Origin of the sequence: Lacihabitans sp. LS3-19 (assembly GCF_024343575.1) — a bacterium.
Lineage (GTDB): Bacteria > Bacteroidota > Bacteroidia > Cytophagales > Spirosomataceae > Leadbetterella.
The window spans coordinates 175,440-191,284 of record NZ_RJUA01000120.1; the positions used below are offsets into that span (position 1 = coordinate 175,440).

The 15,845-nt window shown below is 33.5% G+C and carries 15 protein-coding genes and 1 other RNA gene; 10 read left to right on the plus strand and 6 right to left on the minus strand.

Annotation, left to right across the window (positions count from 1 at the left end; genetic code table 11):
- Positions 1-214: 214 nt before the first annotated feature.
- Positions 215-592, minus strand: a transfer-messenger RNA (tmRNA) gene (ssrA, locus tag EGI22_RS18365).
- Between the two features lie 202 nt (positions 593-794).
- Here ssrA and EGI22_RS18370 point away from each other — a divergent pair.
- A complete protein-coding gene (locus EGI22_RS18370) occupies positions 795-2,465 on the plus strand; it encodes a PQQ-dependent sugar dehydrogenase (protein ID WP_255069901.1) in 1,671 nt (556 codons plus the stop codon).
- A 40-nt stretch (positions 2,466-2,505) separates the two neighbouring features.
- Here EGI22_RS18370 and EGI22_RS18375 read toward each other — a convergent pair whose 3' ends face one another.
- Positions 2,506-3,576, minus strand: a complete 1,071-nt coding sequence (locus tag EGI22_RS18375) for a M42 family metallopeptidase (RefSeq protein ID WP_255069902.1) — start codon at positions 3,574-3,576, stop codon at positions 2,506-2,508.
- A gap of 194 nt (positions 3,577-3,770) precedes the next feature.
- Here EGI22_RS18375 and EGI22_RS18380 point away from each other — a divergent pair, with 194 nt between their 5' ends.
- The 7 genes from EGI22_RS18380 (at position 3,771) to EGI22_RS18410 (ending at position 10,404) form a co-directional block, all read left to right on the plus strand.
- A complete protein-coding gene (locus EGI22_RS18380; RefSeq protein WP_255069903.1) occupies positions 3,771-5,543 on the plus strand; it encodes an SMP-30/gluconolactonase/LRE family protein in 1,773 nt (590 codons plus the stop codon).
- A gap of 199 nt (positions 5,544-5,742) precedes the next feature.
- Complete coding sequence (gene sufC / locus EGI22_RS18385) at positions 5,743-6,513, plus strand: Fe-S cluster assembly ATPase SufC (RefSeq protein WP_255069904.1); 771 nt, start codon at positions 5,743-5,745, stop codon at positions 6,511-6,513.
- A gap of 27 nt (positions 6,514-6,540) precedes the next feature.
- The gene (gene sufD / locus EGI22_RS18390; RefSeq protein ID WP_255069905.1) at positions 6,541-7,845 is read left to right on the plus strand and encodes a Fe-S cluster assembly protein SufD; all 1,305 of its coding nucleotides are present in this window, start codon (positions 6,541-6,543) and stop codon (positions 7,843-7,845) included.
- 30 nt (positions 7,846-7,875) lie between these two features.
- The gene (locus EGI22_RS18395; protein WP_255069906.1) at positions 7,876-9,096 is read left to right on the plus strand and encodes a cysteine desulfurase; all 1,221 of its coding nucleotides are present in this window, start codon (positions 7,876-7,878) and stop codon (positions 9,094-9,096) included.
- Between the two features lie 2 nt (positions 9,097-9,098).
- Positions 9,099-9,521 (plus strand): SufE family protein, encoded by a 423-nt coding sequence (locus EGI22_RS18400; RefSeq protein WP_255069907.1) that lies wholly within the window; start codon positions 9,099-9,101, stop codon positions 9,519-9,521.
- A gap of 55 nt (positions 9,522-9,576) precedes the next feature.
- Positions 9,577-9,894: an iron-sulfur cluster assembly protein gene (locus tag EGI22_RS18405; RefSeq protein WP_255069908.1), complete on the plus strand. Its 318-nt coding sequence runs from the start codon at positions 9,577-9,579 to the stop codon at positions 9,892-9,894.
- An 87-nt stretch (positions 9,895-9,981) separates the two neighbouring features.
- Positions 9,982-10,404, plus strand: coding sequence for a BrxA/BrxB family bacilliredoxin (locus tag EGI22_RS18410; RefSeq protein ID WP_255069909.1), 423 nt, complete (start codon positions 9,982-9,984; stop codon positions 10,402-10,404).
- A gap of 2 nt (positions 10,405-10,406) precedes the next feature.
- Here the strand turns inward: EGI22_RS18410 and hemW are convergent, their stop codons facing one another.
- The 3 genes from hemW to EGI22_RS18425 are packed head-to-tail and all read right to left on the minus strand — an operon-like array spanning position 10,407 to position 13,525.
- Complete coding sequence (gene hemW / locus EGI22_RS18415; protein ID WP_255069910.1) at positions 10,407-11,546, minus strand: radical SAM family heme chaperone HemW; 1,140 nt, start codon at positions 11,544-11,546, stop codon at positions 10,407-10,409.
- Positions 11,546-12,319 carry a class I SAM-dependent methyltransferase gene (locus EGI22_RS18420; protein ID WP_255069911.1) on the minus strand — a complete coding sequence of 258 codons (774 nt, stop codon included), beginning with the start codon at positions 12,317-12,319 and terminating at the stop codon, positions 11,546-11,548. Before EGI22_RS18420 ends, hemW begins: the two co-directional genes overlap by 1 nt.
- Before the next feature lie 6 nt (positions 12,320-12,325).
- The gene (locus EGI22_RS18425; RefSeq protein WP_255069912.1) at positions 12,326-13,525 is read right to left on the minus strand and encodes a leucine-rich repeat domain-containing protein; all 1,200 of its coding nucleotides are present in this window, start codon (positions 13,523-13,525) and stop codon (positions 12,326-12,328) included.
- Between the two features lie 107 nt (positions 13,526-13,632).
- On the opposite strand from EGI22_RS18425, the gene queG reads away from it, so the two are divergent.
- Positions 13,633-14,556, plus strand: a complete 924-nt coding sequence (gene queG / locus EGI22_RS18430) for a tRNA epoxyqueuosine(34) reductase QueG (protein ID WP_255069913.1) — start codon at positions 13,633-13,635, stop codon at positions 14,554-14,556.
- On the opposite strand, the gene EGI22_RS18435 is transcribed toward queG, so the two are convergent.
- Positions 14,553-15,566, minus strand: a complete 1,014-nt coding sequence (locus EGI22_RS18435; RefSeq protein WP_255069914.1) for a tetratricopeptide repeat protein — start codon at positions 15,564-15,566, stop codon at positions 14,553-14,555. The genes queG and EGI22_RS18435 overlap by 4 nt on opposite strands.
- Between EGI22_RS18435 and EGI22_RS18440 the strand changes: the two genes are divergently transcribed.
- Complete coding sequence (locus EGI22_RS18440) at positions 15,565-15,807, plus strand: hypothetical protein (protein WP_255069915.1); 243 nt, start codon at positions 15,565-15,567, stop codon at positions 15,805-15,807. The genes EGI22_RS18435 and EGI22_RS18440 overlap by 2 nt on opposite strands.
- The last annotated feature ends 38 nt before the right edge of the window (positions 15,808-15,845 follow it).

A 15,845-nucleotide genomic window follows, 5' to 3' on the forward strand; every position in this document is an offset into this window, starting at 1 on the left:
TAAAAAATATTTTAGAATTCTAAGTTAACTTTTAAACTTCAAACTCGTTGACTTCAAACTCTGTTTTTACTAAAAAGAGGAAGTGTTATTTATGAAATTTTTGAGGAGCGTTTCCCAAACATATTTAAAAGGTTTAAAACTAAAAAGAGATATTGTAAAATGTTTAAATAAAAAAACTCTAACTATTTATTAATAAATTAGTTAGAGTTTTACTTCGTGGAGACGCAGGGAGTCGAACCCTGGTCCGAACACGGCTACTGTCGAGCCTTCTACATGTTTATTCGGTCTTAATTTTCGAAACTGGGAAGCCGTCCGACGTACCTAACCCAATTCTTATCTTCTCGTTTACTATTCTAAAGTCAGAAGTCCGCCTTAAAACGCCTCTCTATTTACGACGCCCCAGAATCTCTCGCAACAGAGGTTAGCTAGAGTGGAACGATGGCGAATGCTAATTTACTCCGAAATTAAGCAGCCATGGCATACGATGTATTGCCAGATATTGTTCGGTAGATTTTTTAAATGGAGACCTTCCACCAACTCCATACATGCTTATACTCGCAATGGCATCATGCCGTCAAAACCGGTCGTCCCCATTGCTTTTATTTCAATGCAAAACTAAGGCTTAAAGTTCAATAATATCCTAAAATTGCTAATCTATTCTTTTATTTTTTCAAAAAAAACCTTTCTAATTCTATTCTTAACAAAAAAATAATTTTCTGATTATGAAATGTAGGACAAAGTAAATTTTTAATAGTAATTTTAAACCTAACATTTCAACCTTAAAATTATTCCTTGTGAAAAAACTCTCATTGTTTTCACTGTTTTTTTATATCTCAATTTGTTCATTTGGGCAAAAAACTAAAACTTCTGTTTATTCTCAAGACCCAAAAGCCATAGCTAAAGGAAAAGCCCTCTTCGAAACGAATTGTGCATCCTGTCATAATTTTAAACAAAAAGGCATTGGGCCTAATTTGGCTTTTGTTACCAATGAAATGCCGGTGGAATGGGTAAAGAATGCAATAATAAATACTTCAAAACTTCTAAAGTCATTTGATAAAAGAGCCACAACACTTGTGCAAGAATACAAACAAACAATGCCTTCTTTTGAACATTTAAAAGACCAAGATGTCAATAATTTAGTTGCATATATTCATTCTGAAAGAAAAGACAAAAAAGCAACACCGATTGAAGGTTTATACGGAAGAATTTTACCTCCAATAGAAAAGTCTAAGCTAAAGCTCAAATTAGAATATATAAATACCGCTCCAGCAACTTCAAATAAAATTCCAATAGCTAGGATAAATACGATGGTCAATTTCAAAAATAGGACTTTTCTATCTGACCTCAGAGGTATTATTTATGAAATGAAAGGAAAGGAATTGATTCCGTATATGGATTTTCAAAAACTTCAACCAAATTTCATTCATGTTCCAGGGCTAGCCACTGGACTAGGCTCCTATGCTTTCCATCCAGATTTTGAGGAAAACGGCTTGTTTTATACCTCTCACGCTGAAAAAGCAAAAACTGCCAAGGCTGACTATTTTTACAATGATAGCATAAAAGTAGCTTTGCAATGGGTTATTTTGGAGTGGAAAGTAGATAACCTATTAGCAGAAAAATTTAAAGGAAAACCAAGAGAGATTTTCAGAATCGATTTCGTATCGCAAATCCACGGTATGCAAGAAATCGCTTTCAAACCGAATATTGAAAAGACAGACGAAGATTACGGTCTACTTTTCATAGGTATTGGTGATGGAGGTGCATCTGAAAACGGTTTTCCACAAATTTGTAATTCCACAAAAACACCTTGGAGTTCTGTGTTGCGGATTGACCCAAAAGGAAACAACAGTAAAAATGGAAAATATGGCATACCAAAAAGTAATCCTTTTCTTAAACCAGAAGATGCTCAAGAGGTATATTGTAGAGGTTTTCGAAACCCCAATAGAATTTATTGGACGCCTGATGGCAAAATGCTGATATCAGACATTGGGCATAAAAATGTGGAAGAAATCAACATTGGAAAAAAAGGTTCGGATTATGGTTGGCCAGTTAGAGAGGGAAATTTTGTAATAGATCCTTTCAAAAACATGGATGTTTTATATAATCTACCAAAAAATGATGTTGGCTATCAATATCCAAGTCTTCAATATGACCACGAAGACGGAAATGCCATTTCAGCCGGTTTTGTTTACAATGAAAATGAAATATCTAATCTAAAAGGTAAATATATATTTGGGGATATTGTTTCAGGAAGAGTTTTTTACGCAGAAAACAAAGAAATGCAATTTGGAAAGCAAAGCCCCATTTTTGAATTTCAATTAGAATTGAATGGAAATTCTGTAAATTTTAAAGATTTATGTTCAAATTCGAAAACCGATTTGAGATTTGGACAAGGAATTGCTGGAGAAATTTATTTGTACACCAAAACTGATGGTAAGATTTATAAAATTGTGGGATGTGAATAAACCCTTGCTGACCATCAACAAGGGTTTTTTAAGTATTTTCTTAAGCAATATACCTAAAATCAGTTCCTGCTTTAAGATTTAACAAAAACTCATAATACAAATCAATACAAGCGTTTATGTCGTCTTTATGGCACATTTCTACGGTAGTATGCATATATTTTTGAGGTAAAGAAATCAATGCAGAAGCAACACCTTCTCCAGAATAAGCAAACGAATCTGTATCTGTTCCAGTCGAACGGCTAACCGCAGCTCTTTGAAAAGGAATATTTTTTTCTTCTGCCAAATCTATCAACATATTTAGTAAATTGTTTTGAACAGCTGGGCCATAAGATAATGTAGGGCCTTTTCCACAAGCAATATCTCCATCCTTAATCTTATTGTACATCGGCGATTGGGTGTCGTGCGTAACATCACAACAGATGGCCACATCAGGCTTTAACCTTCTTGAAATCATCTCTGAACCTCTCAATCCTATCTCTTCCTGTACTGCATTTACAATATAAAGCGTATAAGGCAACTCCTTCTTGTTCTCTTTTAATCTTCGTGCCACTTCAGCTATTATGTAACCTCCCATGCGGTTATCCAAAGCACGACCAACATAGAATTTTTCATTTAATTCCATCAAGCTATCCTCAAAAGTCGCGACTGTTCCTACAGTTATGCCCATTGCCTCTACCTCAGCTTTGTTGGCAGCACCTACATCTATAAAAATATTTTTTAATGTTGGCGTTTCTTCTTTGGCAGAATCTCTAACATGAATTGCCGGCCACCCAAAAATTCCTTTAACAATACCGTTCTTTCTGGTATGAAGATTTACCCGCATAGACGGTGCTATTTGATGATCAGAGCCACCATTTCTTCTTACATAAATATATCCGCTATCGGTTATATAGTTTACAAACCACGAAATCTCATCCGAATGAGCTTCTATAACTACCTTATACGCTTTCCCAGGATTTACAACTCCAACAGCAGTTCCATAAACATCAATGATGGTTTCATCAATGTAGGGTCTTATGAAGTCAAGCCAAATCTGCTGTCCAGTACTTTCAAAACCAGTAGGAGAGGCGTTGTTGAGGTATTCGTAGAGAAATTTTATATTGTTTTCCATTAAATAATCATTTAGTTCAAAGCAAAAATAGCACCCATAGTTTTTAAGAAATACTAAATCTATATTTTTTTTGAAAAATAAATTGAAGATACTTGGCTATTAACCGATACTTTTAAAGTTTTCAAAAATAAGTGCTTTTAATTCAATAAATTGCAATTAAAATTTGATTAATATTCAACCAATCACCTTAAAAAATGAAAAGAAATATAACATTTCTGCTGATGTTTATTTTGGGCAAAACCCTCGCTCAAAGTAACCTTGAAAACTATTCAGTAGACCCAGCTTCTGTTGAACAGTCCAATGTACCAAAAGGGGAAATAATTAAATTTACTTATGACAATTCCAAGATTTTCCCTGGTACAGAAAGAGAGGTAAGTATTTATATTCCAGTACAATATGATGGAAAAAAGCCTGCATGTGTTTATGTAAACCAAGACGGCATACAATGGAAAGCTCCCATAGTTTTTGATAACCTTATTCATTCCAAAGAAATGCCAATAACTATAGGTGTGTTTATCACGCCTGGCAAAGTAAAAACAAAAAATGCAGAAAATGCTATCGATAGATTCAATAGAAGCTTTGAATATGATGGTCTTGGAGACAATTACGTAAGGTTTTTACTGGAAGAAATTTTACCCGAAGTAGAAAAAATTAAAACCAAAGATGGAAGGTCGATAATTCTTTCTAAAAATGGCAATGATAGAGCAATTGGAGGTTCAAGCAGTGGAGCTGTTTGTGCATTTACAGTAGCATGGGAGCGTCCCGAAGAGTTTTCGAGAGTTTTTAGTGCTATCGGAACTTACACAGGTTTACGTGGAGCAGATAGATATGATATTTTAGTAAGAAAACACGAACCAAAACCGATCAGAATTTTCTTACAAGACGGTTCAAATGACTTAAATATTTATGCTGGTGATTGGTGGAAAGCCAACGAATCAATGGAAAGAGCTTTGACTTTTTCAGGCTATGATGTCAAGCATATTTGGGGAGAAGGAGCACATAACGGACAGCACGGAACGGCAGTTTTCCCAGAAGCCATGCGATGGTTATGGCGAGACTATCCAAACAAAATCAAGACAGGAAGTACCAATAATCCATTTTTGAAAGATATTTTAATTGAAAATGAAGGCTGGGAATTGGTCGGTGAAAACTACGGTTTTACAGAAGGGACAGCCGTAAATGCGAAAGGAGAAGTGTTTTTTCAAGATATACCTAATGCCAAGACTTATAAAATTACACTAGATGGTAAGGTAGAAGTATATATTGAAGATTCAAAAAAAGCAAGTGGAACTACTTTCTCAAAAGCTGGTGATATGATAACCGCAACTGGTGGATGGTCACAACCGCCAACCAAGCAGGTTCATGCTTATAAAGACAATAAATCCTATTCAGTTTTAGCTGAAGAAACCCCTGGAAACGATGTGTCGATTTCCTACAACGGAAATGTGTATGTTACCTCGCCAGATGGTAGAGAAAAACCAAGTAAACTTTATCTGATCAAACCAAATGGAGAAAGAACGATTGTAGATGAGGGTTTGAAATTTGCCAATGGATTGTGCTTTTCGCCTGACCAAACACAATTGTACGTAACAGAATCTGCTTCGCATTGGGTTTGGGTTTATTCTATTTTGCCAGACGGAAGCTTAGCCAACAAACAAAGATTTGGCTGGTTACATGTACTTGACAAAGACGAAAATGCCTGGAGCGATGGAATTAAATGTGACAAAGAAGGAAGGATTTATGTAACAAGCTTAAGTGGATTACAGGTGATGGACCAATTAGGTAGAGTAAATGCCATAATTCCAGTTCCCAAAACCAAAGGACAAGTTTCCAATCTATGTTTCGGTGGGCCAAATTTCGATATACTTTATGCTTCTATTCATGATAAAGTATATAAGAGAAAAGTTAATGTTCAGGGTGCAAATAACTTTGAAATGCCTATAAAGCCGAAAAATCCAAAATTGTAATCGATTGAATTAGATTATTTGTGGAATGTGTTTGGAAAGGCAAGTATTATTGAACCTAATATTGGATCTAAATTCAATATTTCATTTAAAAAAACCAAAAAATGGAACAAGGAAGCCTTATTTAGAGTTATTAAAAATAATGATTAATATTTATATTAATGAATTATCTTTGTACCATATAATCATTCAGAATTAGAATATGCTGAAAATCAGTAATTTACAAGCAAGAGTAGAAAGTAAAGAAATACTTAGAGGTATAAATTTAGAAATAAAACCAGGCGAAGTGCATGCTATAATGGGCCCAAATGGCTCAGGAAAGAGTACTTTGGCATCTGTTTTAGCAGGAAGAGAAGATTATGAAGTAACCGGAGGAACTGTTGAATTCAATGGTAAGGATTTATTGGAATTGGCACCTGAGGAAAGAGCTGCTGAAGGTATATTTTTAGCTTTTCAATATCCTGTTGAGATTCCTGGTGTGACAACCATCAATTTCTTGAAAACTGCTATCAATCAAATCAGAAAATACCACGAAAAAGATCCTCTAGATGCTGCACAGTTTCTTAAGTTAATGAAAGATAAAGCAAAATCTGTAAAAATCGATGATCAATTATTGAGACGTTCGCTTAATGAGGGTTTTTCTGGCGGTGAAAAGAAACGTAATGAAATATTCCAAATGGCCATGTTAGAGCCTTCTTTGGGTATTTTGGACGAAACTGACTCAGGTCTTGACATTGACGCATTGAAAATTGTGGCGGATGGTGTAAACCAATTACGTTCGAAAGATCGCTCTTTCATAGTAGTTACCCACTACCAAAGATTGTTGGATTACATCGTGCCAGACTTTGTTCACGTTTTATACAAAGGAAAAATTGTGAAATCAGGTACAAAAGAATTGGCACTTGAACTAGAAGAAAAAGGTTACGATTGGATTAAAGCCGAAGCAGATGCTTTAGAAGCTTCAATGGTTTAATTTTTTAATTCATTTAATAAAACAAAAATGTCATTTCCCAATATTCAGGCCCAATACGAGGCTGAATTTGAAAATATTCAAAAAAATCTCAACGGAAAGTCCGATTCTTCATTTAACAAGATTCGTAGATCTGCATTTGAGAAATATAAATCTTTGGGTTTACCAAGTGTTAAAAATGAAGATTGGAAATATTCAAATCTGAAAGGTTTAGAGAAAATTTCCGTTTCGTTCCCCAAAGCCTCAAATTTTGATTCTTCTATCTTCAAAAGTCTACCTTTAAGTGATTTAGAAGGTATTTCTTTGTGTTTTGTAAATGGAATTTTCCAAACTGAGCTATCACATATTGAGGAAAGTAGCAAAATCAAAGTGATGTCTCTCGACCAAGCTTTGGAGCAAAATCCAGAAATAATTGAGAAATATTACGGAAAATCCCTTGATCTTGAAAAAGAAAGTGTTTCTGCCTTAAATGTAGCCTTAGCATCGACTGGTTCAGTCATCATAATACCTGATAATTCTACTTTAGACCAAGCAGTAATAATAAAAAACATCTCAGACGTAAATTCTGGTGACATTTCTAATAACATTCATAATCTGATAGTTATTGGTAAAAATGCTGAGGTGAAAGTTGTAGAAATATTCCAAACTGTTGGAGAGCATGCAGCTATTTCGAATCTTGTTACTGAGATTTTTGTAGATGAAGACGCAAGAGCAGATTACTATAAAATTCAAGATGAAAACGATAAAAGTTATCATTTAGGAACAACTCAAGTAATTCAAGCCGCAAAAAGTTATTTTTATGCAGCCACAGTTACTATCAATGGAGGCTTTGTTAGAAATAACCTAAATTTGGTTTTAGATGGAGAGCATATAGAAAGCCACATGTTTGGTTTGTATATTCCTAATGGCAAACAACACATTGACAATCATACATTAGTAGACCACAGAAAGCCCAATTGCGAAAGTAATGAACTTTATAAAGGCGTGTTAATGGACAGTAGCAATGGCGTTTTTAATGGTAAAATCTTTGTTAGAGAAGATGCCCAAAAAACAAATGCTTATCAAAACTGCAGAAACGTAATTACTTCTGACAATGCATCAATGAATTCTAAACCTCAGTTGGAGATTTGGGCAGATGATGTAAAATGTTCGCATGGTACCACAACAGGAAAACTTAACGATGAAGCAATATTTTATATGCAATCTCGCGGTATTCCTAAACCAGAGGCCATAAGATTACAATTGGTGGCTTTTGCTGAAGACGTTGTATCTCAAATAAAAATTGAAAAATTAAGAGATATGCTGGATGTATTAATTGAAAATAAATTAACATAATCTCGTTTTGAGATAAAAAAAATAGGTAAAGTGGAGCTTGATATACATACGATTAGAAAAGATTTCCCTATTTTAGAAGAAACGGTAGGTGGCAAAAAATTAGTATATTTTGACAATGCAGCCACCACGCAAAAGCCAAAAATAGTAATCGATGCTATTACAGATTACTATTCGGCCTACAATGCCAACATTCACAGAGGCATTCATCATTTGGCTGAAAAAGCAACTGCTGCATTTGAAGATACAAGAAAAACGGTAAAGACTTTTTTGAATGCCGCCTCAACTGAGGAAATAATTTTTACTTATGGCACTACCGATTCAATAAATCTAGTAGCCAATACTTTTGGGAAAAAATTTATTGGAGAAGGTGACGAAATAATCATTTCGACACTTGAGCATCATTCCAACATAGTGCCTTGGCAAATGCTATGTGAAGAAAAAGGTGCTATTTTAAAAGTAATTCCAATAAATGAAGATGGTGAACTTTTAATGGATGAATACAAGAACCTGCTTTCTGATAAAACGAAATTGGTTTCAGTAGTTCATGTTTCTAATGCTTTAGGGACAATAAATCCAATTAAATCCATCATTGATGAAGCTCATAAAGTAGGGGCAAAGGTCTTAATAGACGGTGCACAAGCAAGTAGTCATATTAATATAGATGTGCAGGATTTAGATGTAGATTTTTATGCTCTTTCAGCACACAAACTTTTTGGTCCTACGGGAGTAGGTATATTATATGGAAAAAAGGACCTTCTTTTGGCCATGCCTCCTTACAGAGGTGGCGGCGAAATGATAAAGGAGGTTACTTTTGAAAAAACAACTTATGCCGATTTGCCATATAAATTTGAAGCTGGAACACCCAATATAGCAGATGTTATGGCTTTTAAGTTTGCGATTGACTATATAAATACAATCGGAAAGGAGAACATTGCAGAACATGAAAATCAACTTTTAGAATACGCTACTGAGAAATTAGAAGAAATTCCAGGACTGAAAATTATAGGAAAAGCAAAGGAAAAAGTTAGCGTTATATCATTTGTTCTAGAAAATATTCACCCCCAAGATATAGGAATTATTTTAGACCAGCAAGGTATTGCTATAAGGACTGGTCATCATTGTACGCAGCCTTTGATGCAAAGATTTAACATCCCAGGCACTGCAAGGGCTTCATTTTCAGTATATAATACTTTTGAAGAAGTCGATTCTTTAATAGCTGGCATCAAGAAAGTACAAAAACTTCTTTCATAAAAATGACGATAAACGAACAACAGGAAGAATTAATTGAGAATTTCGAATTATTTGATGATTGGGAAGAGAAGTACGAATACATCATTGATTTAGGTAAAAAATTACCCGGATTGGCTGATGAATTCAAGACAGAGGATAATATAATAAAAGGTTGTCAGTCATTGGTTTGGCTTAATGCAAAATTTGAAGATGGAAATGTTGTTTTCGAAGCTGATAGTCAAGCGATTATAGTAAAAGGATTAGTAAACATGCTTTTGCAGGTTTTATCTGATCATACTCCGCAAGAAATATTAGATGCGGATCTTTATTTTATAGATAGAATAGGCCTTACAAGCCATTTGGCTCAAACCCGTTCTAATGGATTAGCTTCTATGGTTAAGCAAATGAAAACCTACGCTTTGGCTTACCAAAGTTTAGGAAAATAAAGAACTTAATAAATTAAATAAGTGTTTTTTAGAAAGTATTTAAAGCCTAATTGAAATGGACGCACAGGAAGAAGAATTGAAAAATAAAGTAATAGAGGCCATAAAGCAAGTATATGACCCCGAAATACCCGTAGATGTTTTTGAGTTGGGATTAATTTATGATATCAAAATATTCCCTGTCAATAATGTATTCGTTTTAATGACACTAACATCACCATCATGTCCTTCGGCTGAGGCAATTCCTTCAGAGATAGAAGAAAAAATCAGAGAAGTTGAGGGAGTTAATGACGTTAGTATAGAACTTACCTTTGATCCTCCTTACGGCACCGAGATGATGAGTGAAGTTGCCAAGTTAGAACTTGGTTTTTTGTAAAAAAAGCTTTTTGGGTTAACCCCTCCATTTTGCTGAAAAGAATTTGAAATTTCCCGAAGGGGTCGGGGATTAAAATAAAAAATAAAAATGTATCCTCCTCATTTAGTAGCTCCAATGAAAGAAGACCTTACATCAGTAGGGTTTAAGCAATTGACATCTGCAGCAGATGTTGATCAATTTATGGCAGATCAAAAAGGTACTGCTTTAGTAGTAATAAATTCAGTTTGTGGCTGTGCGGCAGGTACATGTCGTCCAGGTGCAAAACTTTCTCTTCAAATGTCAGAGAATAAGCCTGACCAATTGGTGACAGTTTTTGCTGGTGTAGACACAGAAGCGACGCAACGTATGCGTGACTATATTCCATTGCCTCCATCTTCTCCTTCTATAGCATTATTTAAAGACGGTGAATTGGTGCATTTCGTAGAGAGACATCATATTGAAGGTCGTTCAGCTGAAATGATTGGTGGTCACTTGGCTGCAGTTTACGAAGAAGTTTGTGTAGCTGAATAATTTCAGTCCCAAAACAAGTCAGAAGCGATTTTATCAGAAAATATTCGACCTCTGTCCGTGATTCTGATAGTGTTTTCGTTTTGCAAAATAAGATTTTGAGATTTCAGAGTCTCTAAAGTATCCCAAAAAGAAGAAGGAACAACTTCTGACATTTGGGATATTTTGTTTAAATCAACTCCCCAAATGGTTCTTAGTCCACAGAGTAAATAATCATTAATTTTTTCAGAAACGGAAAGTTTTTCTAAATTAAAAGGAACAATTCCCGCTTCAATTTCTTTGATATATTTTGTATTATTTGAAACATTCGCTTGCCTTGTTTCAAGATTATACGAATGTGCAGAAGGCCCTATGCCCAAATATTCTTCGTTTTTCCAGTAGGATGAGTTATGTATAGCGAATTTATCATTTTTTGCAAAGTTTGATATTTCATATTGAATAAAACCCTGCTTTAGTAAGCCTTCTACCAGTATTTCAAATTGTTCAGCTGCGTAATCTTCACTAATTGGAGCTATTTTTTTTTGCTTAAGCCATTTACCAAAAACAGTTGAATCTTCAATAGTTAGGTTATAGGCAGAAATATGTTCTAAATTAAAATCCTTAATTATCTCTAAATCTTTTTGGAGAATCTCATTGTGTTTTTCATTCGAAAAATCACCGCCATTTTTGGCATAAATTAAATCTACCGTAAGATTATTAGAAAAATTACTTTGCAAAAGTTTAACGGCTTCAAAGCTTTGCTCCGAATTATGAGCACGATTCATAAATTTTAGAAGCTCTTCATTAAAAGTTTGAATACCCAAACTCACTCTATTTATTCCAAATGATTTCCAAGTATTTATTGCCTCCAAAGAAATATCATCCGGATTGGTCTCAATGGTAATTTCTTCTAAAGCTGATAAATCATAAATATTTGAAATAGTAGAAAAGATTTTTTCAAAATCATTTCCTGATAGGAGCGAAGGTGTTCCTCCTCCAAAATATATCGTTTGGAGTTTTTTCTCTTTTAAATAATCTTTTTGAAGTTCAATCTCTTTACAAATAGCATTTACAACTTTCTCCATTTGTTGAAGGTTGGTGCTAAAATGAAAATCACAATAATAACATGCTTGTTTACAAAAAGGAATATGAATGTAAAGGTGCATTATTTGGTAGCCACAAAGAAATAGTCAATGCATTTCTCCGGCTCCTCGCTTAAATAATGATCGTCCCAATTGATTTCTGCCGCCAAACCTTCAGATTGTTGCAAAAGTTTGTTTCTATTGAATCTGTTCAGTATTTCGTAAGGAATTCTCAAAATCCATGCAGGCAAATTGTGTTGAAGATTAAAAATATCCCAACGCATAATTTTGTTTACCGAAGCTTTGTTTTGAGCATAATATTCCCAAACTTTATCATTTCCACCAACACCTTTGGCGTCCAAAGTTTTAAAATACTTCAACATCAAGTTTTTAAGTTCTTCCGTTTTATATTCTCTAATATGCCAAGGATTTCTACTTAAAGAATAATCTTTATTGACAGTGGTTAGGAGTATTTTTCCACCTGGTTTTAGCACACGGTGTGCCTCTTGTAAAAACTTATGGTCGTTTTGTATATGCTCAATTACCTGAAAAGTAACGATAAAATCAAAGGTATTATCTTCAAATTCTGTTAAAAAAGGAAGATTAGCCGTATTAAAATAATGCTTTGGGTGTTTTTCTTGAAGAGCCTTAATCAATGGCTCATTTTTGTCCAAACCCGTAAAATGCTCACACGAACTTATTAGTTTTTCAACCCCTCGGCCCCAACCACAACCTAACTCAAGCACTTTACCACTAATAATTTTTGCGGCCATTTCATATGGAAAATACAATCTTTGGTGTACTGGATTGTCTGAAAGAATCTCAGCACTGGTTATTTCGGTTGTCGCGTAAGTCATTTTATTTTAATTACAATTAGAAACATATTGCGTAAAAACGTCCTTTTCAAAATCAAAATTGTCTAGTGCAGCTGGTACATCCGCAACACAAATTTGTCCTAAATTCGGATTATTTACAGTATTTAAACTTATCAATTGAGAATGAGGCTTTACACTTAAGCTGGTCAGTCTGTTATTTGAAACGTCTAAAGCTTTTAATAACAAATTAGAAGCCAAATTGACGCTTGATAGTCTATTATTTTGCAAATTTAAAAAATTTATGTTGGTATTAGTGGAAATATTTAAACTAGAAAGATTATTAGCCTTCAAATTCAAATTAAACATATTTACAAAAGGGGTTAAGGTTATAGAATTGAGACTGTTGGCTTCCATGTCTAAATCTGTCAATTTCGTATTTGCGGATAAGTTTATTTGAGTAAATAAATTAAAACCTAGACCCAAAGTTTTTAACAAAGTACAACGCGTCAAATCCAAAGCACTTAATCTATTATGATCAGCCACAAGAACCTCCAAATCAACACATTGTGTAATATTAAGTTGATTGAGTTGATTTGAAAAAACAGTTAATTGATTAATTTTAGTATTACTTGAAAGATTCAAGTTTGTAATGTTATTTTTACTTAAATCCAGCTTTATCAAATTGACATTGCTTCCCAAATTAACCAAAGAAATAGAATTTTGGGAAGCATTCAAAACTTCTAAGTCTGTAAAATATTGAATTCCTTCAAGATTAGCGATACTATAAGAATTTGCCGATATTGATTTGACACCTTTTGTATCTTCTTTTATCATTCTTCCGTCTTGAATCAATTCAGTATCTATTCCTGCATCAATTAATGCAGTTTCAAATCCTGCATCTGGAATAGAAATGTATTCCTTACCTGTTGTAAATGAAAAATCTCTAGACTCTGTATCACCTCGAAGTGTTTTTCCTACCAACTGGCCAGTATATAAGGTATTATATTGAAGGTTATTTATCGTGTAAGTATTGCCGTTTATATTACCATTTATAAGTGTATTGCTTAGATAAAGATCATATCTAACATCTCCAATCCTTGGGTCATTCACAATAGTCCAATCTAATTGAACTGATGTACTATTGGGTAAAACAGTTACTGTAATCTCAAAAGGAGGTAAATCAGGCGGTGGTTGACAACCAAAACCAATAAATAAAAGAATTATAAAAGCACGAATTTTTGGGTTCATCTACTCAATTAGCAATGATTCTTACAAAAATACTTTCTAAACTGACAATAAAAAACCTTTGCTTAGAAAATAAACCAACTTACTTTTGGGAAAAATAATAGTTTTTTTTGCAAAAAGAGAAATATACAAGATTTATTAAAGAAAAAGCTAAGGAGCTAGGTTTTGACTTTTGTGGAATTTCAAAAGCTGAATTTCTAGAAAAAGAAGCTCCGCTTTTGGATATTTGGCTTAAAAAAAACTACAATGGAAAAATGGCCTATATGGCCAATCATTTCGACAAAAGGCTAGATCCTAGGCTTTTGGTTGAAGGTGCAAAATCGGTTATAACTTTCATTTTGAATTATTTTCCTGAAGAAAAAAAGTCAGAAGAAAAAGAAGACATAAAAATATCTAAATACGCTTATGGGACTGATTATCATTTTGTTATAAAAGACAAACTTAAAGAGTTGTTTGCTGCAATGACGGTTGAGATTGGAGAAATAAATGGAAGAGTATTTGTAGATTCTGCTCCCGTAATGGACAAAGTTTGGGCAAAAAAATCAGGTGTAGGCTGGATAGGGAAACACAGCAATTTAATCAATAGAAACATTGGGAGTTTTTTCTTTATTGGAGAGATAATTTGCGATTTAGAACTAGAATATGATGGACCAATAAAAGATTATTGTGGTACATGCACAGCATGTTTAGATGCATGTCCAACAGATGCCATCGTAGATGCTTATGTGGTAGACGGAAGTAAATGTATAAGCTACTTGACTATAGAATTAAAAGAACAAATTCCTGCTGAATTCAAAGGAAAAATGGAAAATTGGGCTTTTGGCTGCGATATTTGCCAAGATGTTTGCCCTTGGAATCGGTTTACTAAGCCACATTCTATTCAAGAATTCAAAATGAATGATGATTTAAAAAAACTAGGTGATTGGGAAGAAATTACGGAAGAAATATTTAATTCAGTTTTTAAAAATTCTGCATTAAAAAGGACAAAATTTGAAGGCTTAAAACGTAATATCGAATTTCTAAAACCTATTTAATTACAATTCACAGCATAATCTTTAGACCAAGCATCATTAAGTTTGGTTCCTAGTTTAAAATATTCGCATGCTTTAGGTTTATTATTTAATTCTAAATAAGATTTTCCCAAATAATAATAGATATAATCAACTTCAGGATTGTTTTTCTCAACTTCCGAAAATTTAAGTAAAGCTTCTTGAAATTTCTTCATATTTAGTAAATAAATACCTTGATTACGCACAGTATAAGGATTGGTTTCATCTATTTTTTCAGCTTTCTTGATTTTGTCCAATCCTAATATCGAATTGCTATTTTCAAGTGCAAACAAAGCCATGTTATTGGTATAAATTATATTATTAACATCCTTATTTTCAGCCTTTTCTAATAGATTTATTGCTTCAGCAAATAATCTTTTTTTACCCAAAACCACTGCCTGATTATTAAGAGCATATGCAAAGTCAGGATTAATTTCTAAAGCCTTCAAAAACAAACTTTCTGCCTCAGTTACTTCATTGCTTATCAATTTTATGTAACCCAAATTTGTCAGTGCTTCCACATTTTTAGGATTTATTTTAAGCGATTTCTTCAAATTGCTTTCTCCTTCTTCAAAATGATTCTGGCGAACAAAATTTTGACCAAACTGATTATAAAAATCACTAGAAGTCTTCATTTTAGGCTCAATTTCTTTGAAAAGTTTCTCGGCTTCTTCTGTTTTCCCAATTTCGCTATAAACCTTAGCCAGATTGAGTTTGGCATCAATAAATGTTCCATCAAGCTCCACTGCCTTTTCGAAATCTTTAATAGCATTCTCTATTTTGGAGGTTTTCAAATATACTACACCTCGGTTATTATAAGCATCGGCAAAATTCTCATCCTTTTTGATGGCTTCCGTAAAAAAATGCTCTGCTTTGTCTAATTCGTTGTTTTTATAATGAAAATTTCCACGTTTAAAAAATTCAGCAGATTCTTTGTTACCTTTGCAGGCCAAAATAATAGGAAACAACAAAACAATAAATAGTATATTTTTCATGAGATTTGTTAAAAATATAGAAAATGACTTCTGCAAGGCAGAACTTTATTCATTCAACAACAAATATATAATAAAATTTGAAGCAGGAATGTTTGAGCAAATTTACAAAGTTTCTGAATTAGACGTATCCGGAGAGGACGATATTGACGAAATGATGGGCGATACTTTTTTAAAAAGAGTGGTAGAAAGATTCAAAGAAATGGAAAATGATTTTGATGAAATCATAGATTCTATTGATTGATAAAGATTTAAAATGGAATATTGACAATTTACTGTGTC